The sequence below is a fragment of the Psychrobacter sp. H25 genome, assembly GCF_059076335.1.
In genome coordinates this window covers 1,383,933-1,399,697 of sequence record NZ_JCACRV010000001.1, presented here as the reverse complement: position 1 = coordinate 1,399,697, position 15,765 = coordinate 1,383,933, and the positions used below count along the sequence as shown (strand labels likewise).

General features: G+C 43.8%; 16 protein-coding genes. 12 read left to right on the top strand and 4 right to left on the bottom strand.

The window, feature by feature from the left end:
- Positions 1–103: 103 nt before the first annotated feature.
- Positions 104–1,747 carry a chaperonin GroEL gene (gene groL, locus AC5JPO_RS05490; RefSeq protein ID WP_493853495.1) on the top strand — a complete coding sequence of 548 codons (1,644 nt, stop codon included), beginning with the start codon at positions 104–106 and terminating at the stop codon, positions 1,745–1,747.
- A gap of 256 nt (positions 1,748–2,003) precedes the next feature.
- Here groL and AC5JPO_RS05485 read toward each other — a convergent pair whose 3' ends face one another.
- The gene (locus AC5JPO_RS05485) at positions 2,004–2,459 is read right to left on the bottom strand and encodes an Lrp/AsnC family transcriptional regulator (protein WP_319052040.1); all 456 of its coding nucleotides are present in this window, start codon (positions 2,457–2,459) and stop codon (positions 2,004–2,006) included.
- 147 nt (positions 2,460–2,606) lie between these two features.
- On the opposite strand from AC5JPO_RS05485, the gene AC5JPO_RS05480 reads away from it, so the two are divergent.
- Genes AC5JPO_RS05480 through AC5JPO_RS05470 form a run of 3 tightly spaced genes read left to right on the top strand, consistent with a single transcriptional unit; the run spans position 2,607 to position 5,415 of the window.
- Positions 2,607–3,524 (top strand): DMT family transporter, encoded by a 918-nt coding sequence (locus AC5JPO_RS05480; RefSeq protein ID WP_493853494.1) that lies wholly within the window; start codon positions 2,607–2,609, stop codon positions 3,522–3,524.
- An 18-nt stretch (positions 3,525–3,542) separates the two neighbouring features.
- Positions 3,543–4,721 (top strand): amino acid aminotransferase, encoded by a 1,179-nt coding sequence (locus tag AC5JPO_RS05475; protein WP_493853493.1) that lies wholly within the window; start codon positions 3,543–3,545, stop codon positions 4,719–4,721.
- Positions 4,722–4,746: 25 nt separating this feature from the next.
- A complete protein-coding gene (locus tag AC5JPO_RS05470) occupies positions 4,747–5,415 on the top strand; it encodes a glutathione S-transferase family protein (protein ID WP_493853492.1) in 669 nt (222 codons plus the stop codon).
- 125 nt (positions 5,416–5,540) lie between these two features.
- Here AC5JPO_RS05470 and yaaA read toward each other — a convergent pair whose 3' ends face one another.
- Positions 5,541–6,362, bottom strand: coding sequence for a peroxide stress protein YaaA (gene yaaA / locus AC5JPO_RS05465; RefSeq protein WP_493853491.1), 822 nt, complete (start codon positions 6,360–6,362; stop codon positions 5,541–5,543).
- Positions 6,363–6,841: 479 nt separating this feature from the next.
- Between yaaA and AC5JPO_RS05460 the strand changes: the two genes are divergently transcribed.
- The 6 genes from AC5JPO_RS05460 (at position 6,842) to AC5JPO_RS05435 (ending at position 11,525) form a co-directional block, all read left to right on the top strand.
- Positions 6,842–7,996, top strand: a complete 1,155-nt coding sequence (locus AC5JPO_RS05460; protein ID WP_493853490.1) for a Re/Si-specific NAD(P)(+) transhydrogenase subunit alpha — start codon at positions 6,842–6,844, stop codon at positions 7,994–7,996.
- Between the two features lie 115 nt (positions 7,997–8,111).
- A complete protein-coding gene (locus tag AC5JPO_RS05455) occupies positions 8,112–8,447 on the top strand; it encodes a proton-translocating transhydrogenase family protein (protein ID WP_493854012.1) in 336 nt (111 codons plus the stop codon).
- The gene (locus tag AC5JPO_RS05450; protein ID WP_443526898.1) at positions 8,444–9,844 is read left to right on the top strand and encodes an NAD(P)(+) transhydrogenase (Re/Si-specific) subunit beta; all 1,401 of its coding nucleotides are present in this window, start codon (positions 8,444–8,446) and stop codon (positions 9,842–9,844) included. The genes AC5JPO_RS05455 and AC5JPO_RS05450 overlap by 4 nt, the downstream gene beginning before the upstream one ends.
- A 182-nt stretch (positions 9,845–10,026) precedes the next feature.
- A complete protein-coding gene (locus AC5JPO_RS05445; RefSeq protein ID WP_493853489.1) occupies positions 10,027–10,563 on the top strand; it encodes an acyl-CoA thioesterase in 537 nt (178 codons plus the stop codon).
- 174 nt (positions 10,564–10,737) lie between these two features.
- Entirely contained in the window at positions 10,738–10,947 is a 210-nt protein-coding gene (gene iscX, locus AC5JPO_RS05440) for a Fe-S cluster assembly protein IscX (protein WP_201572234.1), read from the top strand.
- Positions 10,948–11,012: 65 nt separating this feature from the next.
- Positions 11,013–11,525: a GyrI-like domain-containing protein gene (locus AC5JPO_RS05435; RefSeq protein ID WP_493853488.1), complete on the top strand. Its 513-nt coding sequence runs from the start codon at positions 11,013–11,015 to the stop codon at positions 11,523–11,525.
- Between the two features lie 99 nt (positions 11,526–11,624).
- On the opposite strand, the gene dapE is transcribed toward AC5JPO_RS05435, so the two are convergent.
- Positions 11,625–12,842, bottom strand: a complete 1,218-nt coding sequence (gene dapE / locus AC5JPO_RS05430; protein ID WP_493853487.1) for a succinyl-diaminopimelate desuccinylase — start codon at positions 12,840–12,842, stop codon at positions 11,625–11,627.
- 61 nt (positions 12,843–12,903) lie between these two features.
- Positions 12,904–13,659, bottom strand: coding sequence for a 2OG-Fe(II) oxygenase (locus AC5JPO_RS05425; RefSeq protein ID WP_493853486.1), 756 nt, complete (start codon positions 13,657–13,659; stop codon positions 12,904–12,906).
- Positions 13,660–13,800: 141 nt separating this feature from the next.
- On the opposite strand from AC5JPO_RS05425, the gene AC5JPO_RS05420 reads away from it, so the two are divergent.
- A complete protein-coding gene (locus tag AC5JPO_RS05420; RefSeq protein WP_319052029.1) occupies positions 13,801–14,688 on the top strand; it encodes a 23S rRNA (adenine(2030)-N(6))-methyltransferase RlmJ in 888 nt (295 codons plus the stop codon).
- A gap of 58 nt (positions 14,689–14,746) precedes the next feature.
- On the top strand, positions 14,747–15,649 hold the full coding sequence (gene pssA / locus AC5JPO_RS05415) for a CDP-diacylglycerol--serine O-phosphatidyltransferase (RefSeq protein WP_493853485.1): 903 nt from the start codon (positions 14,747–14,749) through the stop codon (positions 15,647–15,649).
- Positions 15,650–15,765 lie beyond the last annotated feature (116 nt).

The window sequence follows — 15,765 nt, the reverse complement described above, 5'->3', positions numbered from 1 at the left end:
CTTTGAGTGTGGTTTCACATTCAGCGCATATCTAATATCGACTCTCGATAAGAATAAATCATCTCATTGTATTCTCATACTTATAATAGTGGAGTAATTTAACATGGCAAAAGACGTAAAATTCGGCATTGATGCCCGTAAACAAATGATGGACGGCGTAAACGTTCTAGCAAACGCAGTGCGTGTCACTCTAGGCCCTAAAGGTCGTAACGTCGTTATCGACAAATCATTTGGCGCACCTACCATCACAAAAGATGGTGTATCGGTTGCCAAAGAAATCGAGCTTGAAAACAAATTCGAAAACATGGGCGCACAGCTTGTTCGTGAAGTGGCTAGCCGCACTAATGACGTGGCTGGTGATGGTACAACGACTGCAACGGTATTGGCTCAATCAATCTTACAAGAAGGCATGAAGTCAGTAGCTGCTGGCATGAACCCAATGGATCTGAAACGCGGTATCGATAAAGCCGTTCGCGTAGCAGTGCAAGAAATTCATAACCTATCAACGCCTGCTGATGACGAAAAAGCCATCGCACAAGTAGGGTCTATCTCTGCTAACTCAGACACCAAAATTGGTGAGCTGATTTCGCAAGCGATGCAAAAAGTGGGTAAGCAAGGCGTTATCACTGTTGAAGAAGGTTCAAGCTTCGAAGATACTCTAGAAGTTGTCGAAGGTATGCAGTTTGACCGTGGTTATATCAGCCCGTACTTTGCCAACAAACAAGACAGCTTAACTGCTGAGTTTGAAAACCCATATATCCTATTGGTTGACAAAAAAATCAGTAATATTCGTGAAATCGTGCCATTACTTGAGCAAGTCATGCAGCAAAGCAAGCCATTGCTTATCATTGCTGAAGACGTAGAAAACGAAGCATTGGCAACCCTAGTTGTAAACAACATGCGTGGCGGTTTGAAAACTTGTGCCGTTAAAGCACCAGGTTTTGGCGATCGTCGTAAAGCCATGCTAGAAGATATCGCAACGCTAACTGGCGGTACCGTAATCTCTGAAGAGATTGGCCTAAGCTTAGAGACTGCTACTCTAGAGCAATTGGGTACGGCGAAAAAAGTCACTGTTGGCAAAGAAAACACCGTAATCGTTGATGGTGCTGGTAACAAAGCTGACATCGAAAACCGTGTTGAGTCTATCAACCGTCAGATCGCTGAATCTACTTCTGACTACGATAAAGAAAAGCTACAAGAACGCGTTGCGAAATTAGCAGGCGGCGTAGCAGTAATCAAAGTCGGTGCAGCAACTGAAACCGAAATGAAAGAGAAGAAAGACCGTGTTGACGATGCACTACATGCCACTCGTGCTGCGGTTGAAGAAGGCGTTGTACCTGGCGGCGGTGTTGCATTAGTTCGTGCAATGAATGCATTGTCTGAGCTAAAAGGCGACAACGATGACCAAGACGCAGGTATCAACATCCTACGTCGTGCAATGGAAGCGCCATTACGTCAAATCGTCACCAACGCTGGCGAAGAAGCATCAGTTGTCGTAAATGCAGTAAAAAATGGCACTGGTAACTACGGCTACAATGCTGCCTCTGGTGAATACGGTGATATGCTTGAGATGGGTATTCTTGATCCAGCCAAAGTGTCTCGTTCAGCACTAGAGAACGCAGCGTCTGTTGCTGGTCTCATGTTGACCACTGAAGCCATGATTACTGATTTACCGCAGAGCGATGACGGTATGGCTGCTATGGGCGGCGGTGCTGGTGGAATGGGTGGAATGGGCGGCATGATGTAATTCTACTTCTGCTGCAAAGCGGTTTGTCTTTGTCAGACTTGCTTAATGTACAATAAGTACTATTTTCGCTCGTCTTCCTCGACAAACCACTTTTCGCTAAAAGTATGATTTTGTCATAAAGTCTGTTTGACTATCAAAAGCTCTGCTATCGAAAGATAGCAGGGCTTTTTTATGCGCGATAACAAAGCTATGTAAGCATTCAAATTAACGAGTTGTTTATAATAGCTTTCGTTTTCAGTCATTAGTATTAAAAACCTCACACAAAAATAGGTAGAGTCGTCTTTTTAATTACCTTTCTCACTGATAAATGAGTATGTATATCTTTTACGCTAGCAAGTTTATTTAGCTTACGTGTGAACCGCTCATAACCATCGAGATTGGGGCTAACCACTTCCAATAAATAATCATAAGAACCCGATACCACATGTCCGTTAATGACCTCGTCCATATTGGATAGGGCTTGCTCAAAAGCTGCAATAGAATCTTCTTGGTGGTTGTTGAGACTGACCTCCACAAAGAAACTCATCATAATGCCCGCTTTGGCTTTATTTATGTTTGCTTGATAGTTCTCTATATAACCTTCGTCCTCTAGACGCTTTAAACGCCGTGCACAAGGAGACGGCGACAGCCCTACGCGTTCGGACAGTTCCGCCGTAGATAAGCGTGCTTCTTTTTGGAGCACTTCCAAAATATGACGGTCGATTTTGTCCATAATTTACCTTTTGGCTTTTTAAGCCAATAATTTTGATTTAATTGGCATTATCCACCAAATATTTGCAAAATTGCAATGAATAAATAGAGATAAAAGCGCGTATTTTAATCGATAATTGGTCTTTGTATACCAGTATAAGACACGACTATGAATACGATATTTCACCCCTCATCGCGCAAAAATCCTTTGTTCATTATGTCGCCATTAACCAAAGGCTATGTAGCTATGAGCGTCGTATTATTGATTTGGTCAGGATTTGCGTTGACTGTGCGAGCGGTTGAGGCATCGCCGCTGAGCATTGCGGATGTCATGCTTATTCGCTTTAGTGTACCGCTGGTCTTATTGACTCCTTGGGTACTCTCTAGTGTGAATGAAGTCAAAAACATAAGACTGTCAGATATCATGTTTATTCTACTTGGCGGTGTGCCTTTTCTGCTGTTGGCGGCTTTTGGTGCCAGCACGGTGCCAGCAGCTTACATGGGTACTATTTTGACAGGTACGCCAGTCTTCTTTGCCGCATTATTGTCTTTTGTTTTTTATCGTCAGAGAATATCATTACGGAAATTTGCCGCATTAATGCTTATTCTCTTTGGTATCGCTACTATGATTGGCGGACACGCACAGGCAATACCAAATAGTCTGCTGTACGGCGTGGGGTTATTATTAATGGCAAGCTTGATTTGGGCAGGTTTTACCTTAGGGTTAAAGAGCACCAAGTTGAGTCCAATCGCTATCGCTATCGTGCTTTCTTATACCTCTTTTTTTCTGACATTGATGATGGTTCTGTCTGGTATCGTAGAGACCAATATAGGGTCTGTGTCTTTTGATGATGCGCTTCCATTTATCCTAGTACAAGGCCTTGGTGTAGGAGTAGTATCAACTATTGCATTCTCTTATGCTGTCAAACAATTGGGCTCCATTCGTACGTTATTATTTGGCTCTTTGTCTCCAGGACTAACCGCTATACTGGCTGCGCTGATACTCAACGAGTCTCTATCAGTCATTATGATGTGCGGCATCGTACTTAGTACTATTGGTGTCATCTTGTCTAATCGAGCGAAATAAACTAATTAAGGAAATATCATGATGTTAGATAATATGCCTGTTATCAATGGTGATCCACTGTGGGCATTGTTAGGTAGGTTTCGCGCTGACCAACGCAAACATAAAATAGATCTATTGGTTGGTGTTTACCGAGACGAGCATGGCGATACGCCTGTGATGAAAACTGTGCAAGATGCAGAAGTACATCTGGCTCATCAAGCGCACTCAAAGGCTTATGGCATGCTATCGGGTAACGCTAATTTTAATCAACAAATGGCAAAACTTGTACTGGGTGAGAGTCCAAGTCTAAAAAACCAATGCACGATTCAAACGGTTGGGGCATCAGGGGCGTTACGGCTCATTGCTGACTTTATCGCTATGCTTGCTCCGGATTCAACTGTTTGGATCAGTGATCCTGGCTATATCAATCATCGTCCACTGATGCAAGGTGCTGGGTTAACGGTTGAGACGTATCCGTGGCAAAATAAAAATGGTCAATTAGATATTGATGCGTGTTTTGCCGCGCTAGAAAAAGCAAAAGAAGGGGACGTACTGCTATTACATGCGTGCTGCCACAACCCTACCGGTATAGATCCTTCTTTAGAGCAGTGGCAACTGTTCTCTGATAAGTGTAAACAGAAAAATATTGTCCCATTTATTGATATGGCATATCAAGGTTTTGGAGATGATCCTGATAGCGATGCTGCAGGACTTCGTTTAATGATCGAAGACGCTGATTTTGCATTTATCGCTGCCAGCTGTTCAAAAAACATGGGACTATACAACGAGCGTACAGGTATTGCCTCGGTGGTAACGACGCACCATGAGCGTCACGCAGATATACAGACACTTTTAGAAACCATTACACGTGCCAATTACTCTATGCCGCCCAATCACGGTGCCGCAGTGGCTTCTCATTTGTTAGACAGCCCAGATGCTTGGCTAGTCGAGCTGGCAAGCTACCGTGATAGGGTCGATACTATTCGCCAAGCGTTAGGCGCAGCTTTGAAGGATAGGAATGCACCTGTAGAGTTTTTGGACATCTCGCATCAAAAAGGTATGTTTTCTCTATTACCGTTAACAGAGAGTCAAATGCTCGTATTGCAAGATGAGTTCGCGATTTACGGCATGCCAAATGGCAGAATTAATATTGCCGGTTTGAAAATGACGGAAATTCCTCAATTGGCTGATGCTATCATGTCGATTATTTCACGTTAGAGCATAATTTTTATAACTTAGTACAATGGTTTTATTCGATAATCGCCACAGCAAGAAGGACACGACTATTTATACTTTATATTGGGATAAGGGCGGCGCTAACATGGCGACCCATGCTGTCTTTGAAGAGCTAGGCGCGTCTTATGAAATGATAGAAATAGACCTCTCTAAAAACATGCAAAAATCAGCTGAATATCTAGCCATCAATCCAAATGGTAAAGTACCTACGTTAGTGCATCAGGGACAGATCATTTATGAGTCTGCGGCAATTTTAATGTATGTACTAGATCAGCATCCTGAGTCTGGGCTAGCGCCTGACACAGGATCGGCTAGGCGCGGTGTCTATTACCAGTATTTGTTCTGGATGTCTTCTACACTACAAGAAGCCGCTAATCGCTGGGCACATCCTGAGCAGTACATCAGTGGCGAGAAAAATTTGCAGCAAGTAAAAGACAAAGCAAATGAAACGCTAATCCAATGCTGGGATCTTGTTGAAAAGGAGTTAGCTAATAACGGTCCATGGTTGTTGGGCGATAAACTAAGTGGGGCTGATTTTCATTTATTTATGGTTGCTCTCTGGAGTCAGCGATATTCCAGTCGAGCACAAGATTGGACACACCTAAATGCACACTATCAAGCCATGCTGAACCGCGCCTCGGTACAGGAAATGATGGTACAAGAAGGATTGTTGTAATCCGTTCATACGTTTAACTATCCATACGTTTAACTAAGAGATATTTTATGAAGTCACTAGAAGCACTGAACGAAATGCTTTTAGTGACTTCTAGTGACTGTAGTAAATATCGTTTTTATATCAAGTTACTGATCCGCCGCATCTCGTCTAAACGTCCACGTCTTATTATCAGATGCTTCTTCACAATAGTAATAGCCTGCCAAATCAAACTGCTTTAGCTGCTCAGCAGTAGTGAGCTTATTGTCTGCTGCGTACTTGACCATCAAGCCGCGTGCCTTTTTGGCATAAAAGCTAATGACCTTGTATTGACCATTTTTCTCGTCTTCAAATCGTGGCGTGATAATATCCGCATTCAGCGCTTTCTTTTTTACTGCTTTAAAATATTCATTCGACGCCAGATTGATCAAAACCTGATCATCGCTATCTGCCATACGAGTATTGATAACGTCAGTCACTTCCTCGCCCCAAAACTCATATAAATTATCACCACGTTCGTTTTTAAGCTTGGTACCCATCTCCAAGCGATAAGGCTGGATAAGATCCAGTGGCTTTAACACACCGTATAACCCAGACAAAATCCCCAGATGCTCATTAACATAGATGGCGGTATCTTTATCCATATGATACATATCAAGACCAGTATAGACATCGCCGTCGAATAAATACCCTGCAGGCTTGGCTGCATTGTTAGCGTCGTCAGTGCTGTCATCGGTAAATGGCTTGTCTTTGCTCCAGCTCCATTGCTGATTACGCGCCGCATTGAGCTGGGCAAGATCGTCAGAGATACTCATCAATTCTTGTAAATCAACGGGCTCTTTTGACTTTAGTATTTTCATTAATGCCTGAGAGTGCTCGATAAGCTCTGGCTGACCATAGTAGTTACCGAGATTCACAGGTACATCGTCTGTCTCATTCAAAGATTTGGCAGGGGAGAGTAAAAAATACATGATTATTCCTTATTATAGTGAGTCGATGACCAACCGCTCTGGGTGTCAAGCGTTCTTATTATACGATACATGGGATTTTAACTTGACTTAGCCTTGGTTTTTTATGTTTTCTTGATGTTATCTATCAGGTTATGAGCATGTGCAAAGTCGGCTCACTAGCGATGGCAAGCCATATAGTACAAGGTCTAAAGAATTCTGAAAAAGATGATACGTTCAATATAACAACAAAAAGTATGCCAATGGTATAAATCCCAAAATTTTTATTTTACTTGTGGGTCATCATTAGACAATGAAAATTGTTGGGTGTTGTCTCTATAATAAAAAGACATGATGGTAAACAATCCATCATTTATTAAATTGATAGTCTTTATTCTTGATAGTAAATAAGTCATGGAATAAGGGTTTTTTGTCCCCTGTGCTTTTTGAAAATGCGTTGAGGGTATTAAGGGTAAGTCATTATATATAAGTAAGGAGACGATATGAAAATCGGTGTAATCAGTGCAGATATCGCGAGCGAAAGCCGTGTCGCACTAACCCCAGACGCGGTCAAAAAATTGCGTAAACTTGGGTTTGAGGTCGTCATACAGTCAGGTGCCGGTCAAGCAGCATACTATGCTGACGACATGTATCAGGCTGCTGGTGCCGATATTGCCAATAGCAGCACCGAGGTCATTACCCAGTCTCAAATTATTACCACCGTCAATGACTTGCCGACGGAGGCTACCCAAAGCCTATCATCGGGTCAGATCGTCATTGGCATGTTGGACCCTTATCGCAATACTCAGCTTGACACTTATGCATCCAAAGGCACAACCGCTTTTGCTATGGAATTGTTGCCACGTACGCTTTCACGTGCCCAAAACATGGACGTCTTGTCATCACAGGCCAACCTCGCCGGCTACAAAGCAGTGCTGCTAGCAGCCAATGAATACTCTCGTCCATTTCCAATGTTTATGACTTCAGCGGGTACGGTCAAGCCAGCCAAAGTGGTTATCTTAGGCGTTGGTGTTGCGGGCCTACAGGCGATCGCCACCGCAAAACGTTTGGGTGCCGTCGTAGAAGCCAGCGATTTGCGCCCTGCGGCAAAAGAACAGGTCGAATCACTTGGCGGAAAATGGCTTGATGTACCAATGAGTGAAGACGAAGCGCAAAAAGCCAAAGCAACAGGCGGCTATGCGTGGACACCATCAGAGCAATACATCAAAGATCAAGCCGCTGTCGTTGATAAAGCACTCAGCAATGCTGACATTGTCATCACAACCGCGCAGATTCCTGGTCGTCAAGCACCGCGTCTCGTACACGGGACAACGCTTGCCAAAATGAAGGCAGGCTCAGTCCTGATCGATATGGCTGCTGGTACCGGTGGTAACGTCGAAGGCAGTCTACCTAACGAGACCGTCACCACAGATAACGGCGTACGTATTGTTGGTGCTGCCAACATCCCATCGATGCTTGCAGCGCAGTCATCAGATCTATATGCCAATAACCTTGTCAACTTTATCACGACGTTGATCAAGCCTGCTAGCGATGACGCGCCAGCAAACGACCTTTCGCTTAACTTAGACATGGAAGACGAAATTCAGGGCGCACTGGCAGTGACACATGACAGTCAGGTACGACTAGCCAAGCGCTAGGTTCGACTGCCTATCACGATATGTTTTGTCACTATACATTTGCCAGTAATGAATAAATTTTTAGGAGGATAAGATGATTGCCACTATTTTAGCTGCAGCGCCAGCTGGTGCGGCCATGAGTAGCACACCATTTGTAGCGATTTTCACCGTATTTGTACTCGCTATTTTTGTCGGATATTACGTCGTTTGGGGCGTTACCCCTGCATTGCATACGCCCTTGATGGCGGTAACCAATGCATTATCAAGTATTGTCATCGTAGGTGCGATGCTGCAGACCGTTCATATTGACGGCTCGATGTTCACACCAACCAGTTTGCTTGGTGCCTTTGCTGTATTTTTGGCCAGTATAAATATTTTTGGTGGCTTTGCGGTGACCGAGCGTATGCTTGCGATGTTCAAACCCAAAGCAAAAAAAGCACCAGTAGCAACAGAAACTGGAGGTGACGCATGAATGATTTTTCAACAATGATTGCGGCAAATGCTGATTGGTTCTACCTAGTTGGTGCCATCCTCTTTGTATTAACGCTACGTGGTCTATCTAGCCCAAAAACCGCTATCCGTGGTAATCGTTTCGGTATGGCAGCGATGGCTATCGCTGTTGTGACGACGTTCTTTTTAGCAGAAGGTCCTGTGCTTTGGCTCATTATCGGGGCAATGATTTTAGGCGCCCTCGTTGGTATGTGGAAAGCAAAAACAGTCGCGATGACACAGATGCCAGAAACCGTTGCGTTGATGCATTCATTCGTCGGTTTGGCAGCGGTAGCGATTGCCCTCGCCACAGTATTACATACTGAGCAGCAGCATGGCGCGGTGGCCCGTGTTGAGTTATTTATCGGTTGCTTTATTGGTGCGATCACATTCTCAGCATCTGTTTTTGCCTTTGGTAAACTGGCAGCAAAAAGCTGGGCCAAGACACTGGTCGGCGGCTGGGTAAAACCGGTTCAAGCATTACTGTTCATTGCTATGATTGGTTTCGGCGGCGTATATTTCGTCACAGACTCATTACCAGCGTTTTATACAATGGCAGTGATTGCGGTTATCTTTGGTTGGATGTGGATTGCGCCAATCGGTGGCGGTGATATGCCAGTGGTGGTATCACTATTGAACTCGTTTTCTGGTTGGGCGGCAGCGGGTATTGGCTTTACCCTTGGCAACTCAATGTTGATTATCGCAGGTTCGCTGGTCGGTTCATCAGGTGCGATCTTGTCTTACATCATGTGTAAAGCCATGAACCGCTCATTACTCAATGTGTTGTTCGGTGGTATGGGTACAGGCGCTGTTGCCGCAGGCGGCGATGATGGTGCACCCAAGAACTACAAAGCAGGATCAGCAGAAGACGCAGGGTTCCTTATGTCTAATGCCAGCAACGTGGTTATCGTACCGGGTTATGGTATGGCACAGGGCCGTGCGCAGAATGCAGTAAAAGAGCTATACGAGCTACTTAAAGAAGAAGGCGTCAATGTTCGTTTTGCGATTCATCCTGTCGCTGGTCGTATGCCAGGTCATATGAACGTACTATTGGCAGAAGCTGACGTGCCTTATGATGATATTCTAGAGATGGATGAGATCAACTCAGACTTCGCGAGTACCGATGTGGTTCTAGTTATCGGTGCAAACGATGTTGTAAACCCATCTGCAAAAGATGATCCGACGTCGCCTATTTTTGGTATGCCTATTTTAGAAGCCAGCAAAGCCCAAACGGTTATGGTTATCAAACGCTCAATGAGCACGGGTTACGCCGGTCTAGACAACAGCTTGTTCTACATGGATAAAACCATGATGATCTTTGGTGATGCCAAGAAAATGGTAGAAGAGATGGTACGTAGTATCAATGGTGGTGGTCACTAATCGCTAAGGCATGTGTTTGATCATAAGCATTTACCTATAAGCCAAACAAAGCCAAACAAAGAAAGTCACTCAGGTGGCTTTTTTTGCGTTAAAGTGGCCTGCGTTTATGGCGGGATTATAAGCTGGTGTCAATGTCTACTATCATCAGCACTTATAAATACAATGAAATAAGAGAAAGATTTATGAATATGTTACTGCGTTTTTTTATTATGGTCAGTTTGCTCAAACAACAGCTCAAGCATCAACCGACAAGCGAAACAATTAGCTTAGAGACATTAACCGCGCCGACCGTCCGTCATTATCGCGTATTGCCCCATGACATGGGTTTCCGTGATCATCTGCCCAATTATCGTTATCTGTCTTTTATTGAATTAAACGTGACACGTTGGGTAAAGGCATGCTGTCATCAAAAAGGCATCAAACCTTTAAACTGGGTCATTGCCATGCAGGAGATGATTTATCTCAAGCAAATTAAATTTTTGGACAAGATGACGCTGAGCAGTGCAGTTGCAGGCTGGGATCATAAGTACGTCTATTTTGAGCATCGCTTTTTTGTAAAAAACCAGTTGATGGGCGTTGGTATGACTAAATTTGTATTTACCGATGATACCGGTATGCGTACACCAGAGGTGCTAGATATGACAGGTGAGCAATTGACGGATACCATTAACACATGGAACGAGCACCAAGTCGCTGTCAAATCAGCCAAGTCAGCATAAAGGACACCAAAAACAGTACCAAGAAACCGCACCGAAAACAGTGTCGCAAAGCAACTTGGCTATAATCATTTGATAAATTTTGGTAGGATAGAACCCATAAAGTCGTCGGTCTCAAGGCGACTGTACTGTGTTTAAAATAACTATTTCAAAACCATCAAAGAATAAGGTACCGTTATGATCCCGCAAAAATTAAAATGGACAGACAGCTTAGATATCGCAATTGAGCTATATGAAAAGTTTCCTGAGACTGATCCGCAGTACATACGCTTTACCGATTTGCACCGCTGGGTGACTGAGCTTGAAGGCTTCGATGATGATCCACAACGCTCAAATGAAGGCATTTTAGAAGCCATTCAAATGAACTGGATCGATGAAGCAGACTAATCGACTTAGTCTGTAAGCATAACTATAAATAAGAAATTAAACCAACAGATATAAAGGGCCGCATCATGACATCACAAATTAAAGAGCTACCAGAAGCGATAGCGTGTAGCGGTATCAGCGTGCGTACCACCAATAACGCTGAGATTAGCCATGACACTGCCAAACTGGGCAGATTATGGCAAAAGTTCTACCAAAATTATGCGGGTGAACTGCCTGAAGGTGAAGATATCTATGGCATCTATCATAACTACGAAAGCGATGATCTAGCAGGGGCGTTTGATGTTGTTGCCAGCTGGAAAACTGCTAGCGAGCAAGATGGTCAATTAGACAGCTCAGACAGTAAAATTGCGGCTAACATGAGTGATGTGGTAGAAGTAAATATACCTGCAGGAAAATACTTGGTGTTTTCTGAAGAAGGGCACATGCCTAATACCGTCATGAATGCATGGGAGAGTGCTTGGGAGTACTTCAATACGGCAGACTGTGAGCATACCCGAACGTTTAATGTGGATTTTGAGCATTATATCGGTGGCAATTTAGAGTATGGTCAAGTCGATGTTTATATTGGTATTGAATAGAGTTGTTATATCCTTTATAAAAGCAAGCTAGTATATAAGGACACAAAAAAGCGCCACATTCGCATACGATGTGGCGCTTTTTACTTTGAATCTCAGTAATTAATCTAACAATAAATTTTCTAAAATCCCTTCATAAATCTGTGCCAGTTTACCCAAATCATCGACTTCTACTTTTTCATCAACTTGATGAATCGTCGCATTACGCACGCCAAGCTCGACGACTTGGGCACCAGTTGGTGCGATGAAGCGACCATCAGACGTACCGCCAGAAGTTGATAGCGTAGTATCGACATCGGTGACTTTTTTGATGGCGTTTTGACATGCCGAGACCAGTTTTCCTTCAGGGGTCAAAAACGGTTGGCCAGATAATTTCCAATGAATATCGTAGTTTGCCTTGCTATCAGCAAAATATTTGTCAAAAATAGCATGCGTTTTTGCCTTTAGTTCATCTTCAGTGGTTTCAGTTGAAAAACGGAAGTTAAAGACAACGTCTAACGTTTCAGGGATGACATTGGTTGCACCTGTGCCACCGTTGATGTTTGATATTTGCAATGACGTGGCTGGGAAGTAGTCATTGCCATTGTCCCATGCAGTCGACGTTAGCTCCGCAAGGGCAGACATCGCCGCATGAATCGGATTAGATGCCAGATGTGGATAGGCAACGTGACCTTGCTTACCTGTGACCGTAAGCTCTGCACCCAATGAACCACGACGACCGTTCTTGATGATATCGCCTAACGTATCGGTACTTGATGGCTCACCAACGAGACAGTAGGTAATTTTTTCTTGCCGCGCCTCTAAGGTTTCGATAACTTTGACCGTGCCATTGATTGACGGCCCTTCTTCATCTGAGGTGATTAAAAAAGCAATTGAACCATTGTGCTCAGGATGATTGGCGACGAAGCGTTCAGCTGCGATAGTAAAGGCAGCAATGCCGGTCTTCATATCAGCGGCACCGCGTGCCCATAGATATCCATCAGCGATAGTTGGGGTAAACGGAGGGTATGTCCAGTTTTTCTCATCACCTGTTGGCACCACATCTGTATGACCAGCAAAACAAATGACGGGATCCGTCGTGCCACGGCGCGCCCACAAGTTTTTGACTTCAGCATGCTCGCCCTTTGCTTGTCTATCACCGTAGTACATAAACTCGCAATCAAAGCCTGCTTGCTCCAAACGCTCTGACAATATATCTTGGCAACCATCATCGTCTGGAGTCACTGAAGGGCGCTCTAACAGCGCAATACTCAAATCTAAGGTTGCTTGCTGATGAGTCGTTTGTTGAGACGTGCTTGTTTGGTTGTAAGAGTCAGACATAAATAAGCCTTTTGTATAATAATTAAAATATTTAATATAAATGAGTAAAGAAGGGTAGGTGTTAAACTTCTACTTCGACAAAGGGAACAAGGCCATCACGGCGCATCCAAGTGGCAATAGAGTAGCGTTGGCGATAGGCAGTTTGCACTTGATGTCGTAGGTCGCTGTCAAAGATAATGAGTCTATTGGCAACTGGCATCACTTCATGGTGAACACCATATTTATCCACGACTTCTAACGCGCCACCGTCAGTTGTTTCCCAATCATCATTAAGATAAAACACTGCCGAGATCACTCGTTCATCGCGCCCAGCAGGGTTGTCGCTATGCCATTTATAACCAAAGCCAGTTGGATAACACGCATAATGCGCTTCACTATGGCGAATACCTGCGAACAAGCTACGATTAAATAATGAAGCCAGCGCATTGATGCTTTGTATATAGTAATAGCCTGCAAAAAAGTCTTCGGTGATCCAGCGTATTCTATCACCGCGGATATCGCTGATGCGAACGCCAGCGGTCAGCTCTGCATCACGATAGTCAATAAAACCGCTTTCTGCTTGTAGCGCGAGCAATGCGGTACTATCAAAAACCTCATCAATGATCAGCCAGCCCTCACTGACAAAGGTATCAAGTTTTTGGTCCGTTAGCTTTTGTTCCCAGTCCACCGCAAAGTCAGACATTTGCAATACGTGCTGAGTAGGAATTTCTTGGCTATCATTATGAGTGTCTGGCAGCAGTAATGGCGGATTGTCCTGACCGATAGGACGATCAACGACCAGCTCTGTCGTGCTCAAGTTGCTAATAATCTGCGTCATTTCATCTCATTATTATCAATCAGCTGTCAATATACCGTCATTCAATGCGTTTTTATTGAAAGCACTTACTAAAACCACATTATCTTTTACTCTGCCTATGCTACCATAGATGCAATTTTTCTTATTTAAACTTTTGAGATTATGAACTATAAACACGCCTACCACGCTGGTAACTTTGCTGATGTGGTTAAACACATTTTATTGGTACAACTGCTTAACCAACTGGGGCAGAAAAACAAACCGTTTTATGTGCTTGACGCTTATGGCGGCCGTGGACTATATTCACTGAGTAGTGAAGAATCACGTAAGACAGGTGAGGCTAAAGGCGGTATTCAAGCTTTTTTGAAAGCAGATACTGAAAAAGCACCAGCTGCTGTCAAAGATTATATGGAAGGCATCAAACAAGCCAAATTCACATATGATAATAAAGTCTACCCTGGTTCGCCATGGTGGGTAGCCCATCACGTCGAAAAAAGCGCGGCTAAAAAGCCTGATGCTGGCGTGCGTGCTGAGGCTTTTGAAGCCAAAGCGACTGAATACGATGCGTTGAACTATCAGCTACATAAGCTGCCAATTGGTATCCAGCATCGTGATGCTTTTGAAGGTATCACCGCTGTTATTCCACCAAAAGAAAAGCGCGGTTTGATTTTCCTTGATCCGCCTTATGAGCAGGAGCACAAAGATTTTACGCGCCTCATCGATTTATTGGTTGCGGCTTATAACAAATGGCCACAAGGCACTTATGCGCTTTGGTTCCCAATCAAAAACATCGAAGCCGTAGAGCTTTTTTATAAAAAGCTCAAACGTACTGAAATGAGACGTCAGCTGGTTTGTGAGCTAAATATTTATCCTAATGATGTTGCGGTTGGTCTGAACGGTACCGGTCTGCTGGTTATCAATCCACCATGGCAGTTTGATAACCATGCACGTGAGATATTACGTTTCTTGCAGCCAGTACTAAAAGTAGAGGACGCGCCAGACTTGACACCTGATAGCGCGACCAATGTGCGCTGGCTCGTTGGCGAATAAAAGCGTCAGCAAATAACGGTGTCAGTGAATAGCAGTAGCGGCCAATAAGGATATTAAGATGACAAATGTGCAACCACCTACTGGCCAATCCCATAGTGAGACAGTGAATGACGGTTTATTGCAAGATAATGCAGCCACTCAGCCACCGTTCGTGGATGAGCATGATTTTAATATACGCTTAGCAAACAACGATAACTATGATGGCTTGACCTTTGAAGTCGTTGAAGCTGAAGTGGCTGAAGGTAAGCGAGTCGTCAGTCGCGGTGTTTATTTGGCACCCAATCTGATCACTACCTTATCGCTACTGTCAGGCTTTTACTCGATTTTGGCGAGCACGCAAGGTGAGTTTTACAAAGCTTCTTTAGCAATCTTCTTATCTGCTATTTTAGACGGGGCAGATGGTCGCGTTGCTCGTATGCTAAATGCGCAAAGCCCATTTGGTGAACAGTATGATTCATTAGCCGATATGCTAGCGTTTGGCGTGGCACCTGCTATTTTGATTTATAGTTTTGCACTACAGCCATTGGGACGCATTGGTCTCGGCTGTGCTTTTGTGTTTACCGCTTGCGGTGCCTTTCGTTTGGCGCGATTCAATGTGCAGATTGGCGCTGTGGACAAAAAATATTTTGTTGGATTGGCAAGTCCGCTTGCAGCTATCTTGGTAACCTCTGCTGTTATGGTTGCAGTAGATCACAACGAGTGGATTGGGCAATATGATACCGCTGTCATGTTCTTGTTTGCAGCATGGGTAGTGATTTGCGGTTTGCTCATGGTCAGTAATGTCAAATATTATAGCTTTAAGGAATTTGATAAAAAGAAAGTGCCTTTTGTCGTTCTTATCATTGGTGTACTGGTTATGAGTATCGTACTTTATGATATTCCAGTTGGTATCTTAGCTATTGGTATCATATATGCGCTATCAGGCATCGTTACTACGATTAAGACAAAAGTAAAAGGCTAACAATATTTCTAATGTATATATCGAAAGGCACTTACTATCAGGTAAGTGCCTTTTTTATGCGCTCTATATAATGGACTAAAAAATTCATTGTGATGAAAAGGCATAATCTGTAGATA

Bases quoted from the DNA above. Each gene is read 5' to 3' on its own strand.
- groL (WP_493853495.1), top strand. From the start codon at position 104: ATGGCAAAAGACGTAAAATTCGGCATTGATGCCCGTAAACAAATGATG.
- AC5JPO_RS05485 (WP_319052040.1), bottom strand. From the start codon at position 2,459: ATGGACAAAATCGACCGTCATATTTTGGAAGTGCTCCAAAAAGAAGCA.
- AC5JPO_RS05480 (WP_493853494.1), top strand. From the start codon at position 2,607: ATGAATACGATATTTCACCCCTCATCGCGCAAAAATCCTTTGTTCATT.
- AC5JPO_RS05475 (WP_493853493.1), top strand. From the start codon at position 3,543: ATGATGTTAGATAATATGCCTGTTATCAATGGTGATCCACTGTGGGCA.
- AC5JPO_RS05470 (WP_493853492.1), top strand. From the start codon at position 4,747: ATGGTTTTATTCGATAATCGCCACAGCAAGAAGGACACGACTATTTAT.
- yaaA (WP_493853491.1), bottom strand. From the start codon at position 6,362: ATGTATTTTTTACTCTCCCCTGCCAAATCTTTGAATGAGACAGACGAT.
- AC5JPO_RS05460 (WP_493853490.1), top strand. From the start codon at position 6,842: ATGAAAATCGGTGTAATCAGTGCAGATATCGCGAGCGAAAGCCGTGTC.
- AC5JPO_RS05455 (WP_493854012.1), top strand. From the start codon at position 8,112: ATGAGTAGCACACCATTTGTAGCGATTTTCACCGTATTTGTACTCGCT.
- AC5JPO_RS05450 (WP_443526898.1), top strand. From the start codon at position 8,444: ATGAATGATTTTTCAACAATGATTGCGGCAAATGCTGATTGGTTCTAC.
- AC5JPO_RS05445 (WP_493853489.1), top strand. From the start codon at position 10,027: ATGAATATGTTACTGCGTTTTTTTATTATGGTCAGTTTGCTCAAACAA.
- iscX (WP_201572234.1), top strand. From the start codon at position 10,738: ATGATCCCGCAAAAATTAAAATGGACAGACAGCTTAGATATCGCAATT.
- AC5JPO_RS05435 (WP_493853488.1), top strand. From the start codon at position 11,013: ATGACATCACAAATTAAAGAGCTACCAGAAGCGATAGCGTGTAGCGGT.
- dapE (WP_493853487.1), bottom strand. From the start codon at position 12,842: ATGTCTGACTCTTACAACCAAACAAGCACGTCTCAACAAACGACTCAT.
- AC5JPO_RS05425 (WP_493853486.1), bottom strand. From the start codon at position 13,659: ATGACGCAGATTATTAGCAACTTGAGCACGACAGAGCTGGTCGTTGAT.
- AC5JPO_RS05420 (WP_319052029.1), top strand. From the start codon at position 13,801: ATGAACTATAAACACGCCTACCACGCTGGTAACTTTGCTGATGTGGTT.
- pssA (WP_493853485.1), top strand. From the start codon at position 14,747: ATGACAAATGTGCAACCACCTACTGGCCAATCCCATAGTGAGACAGTG.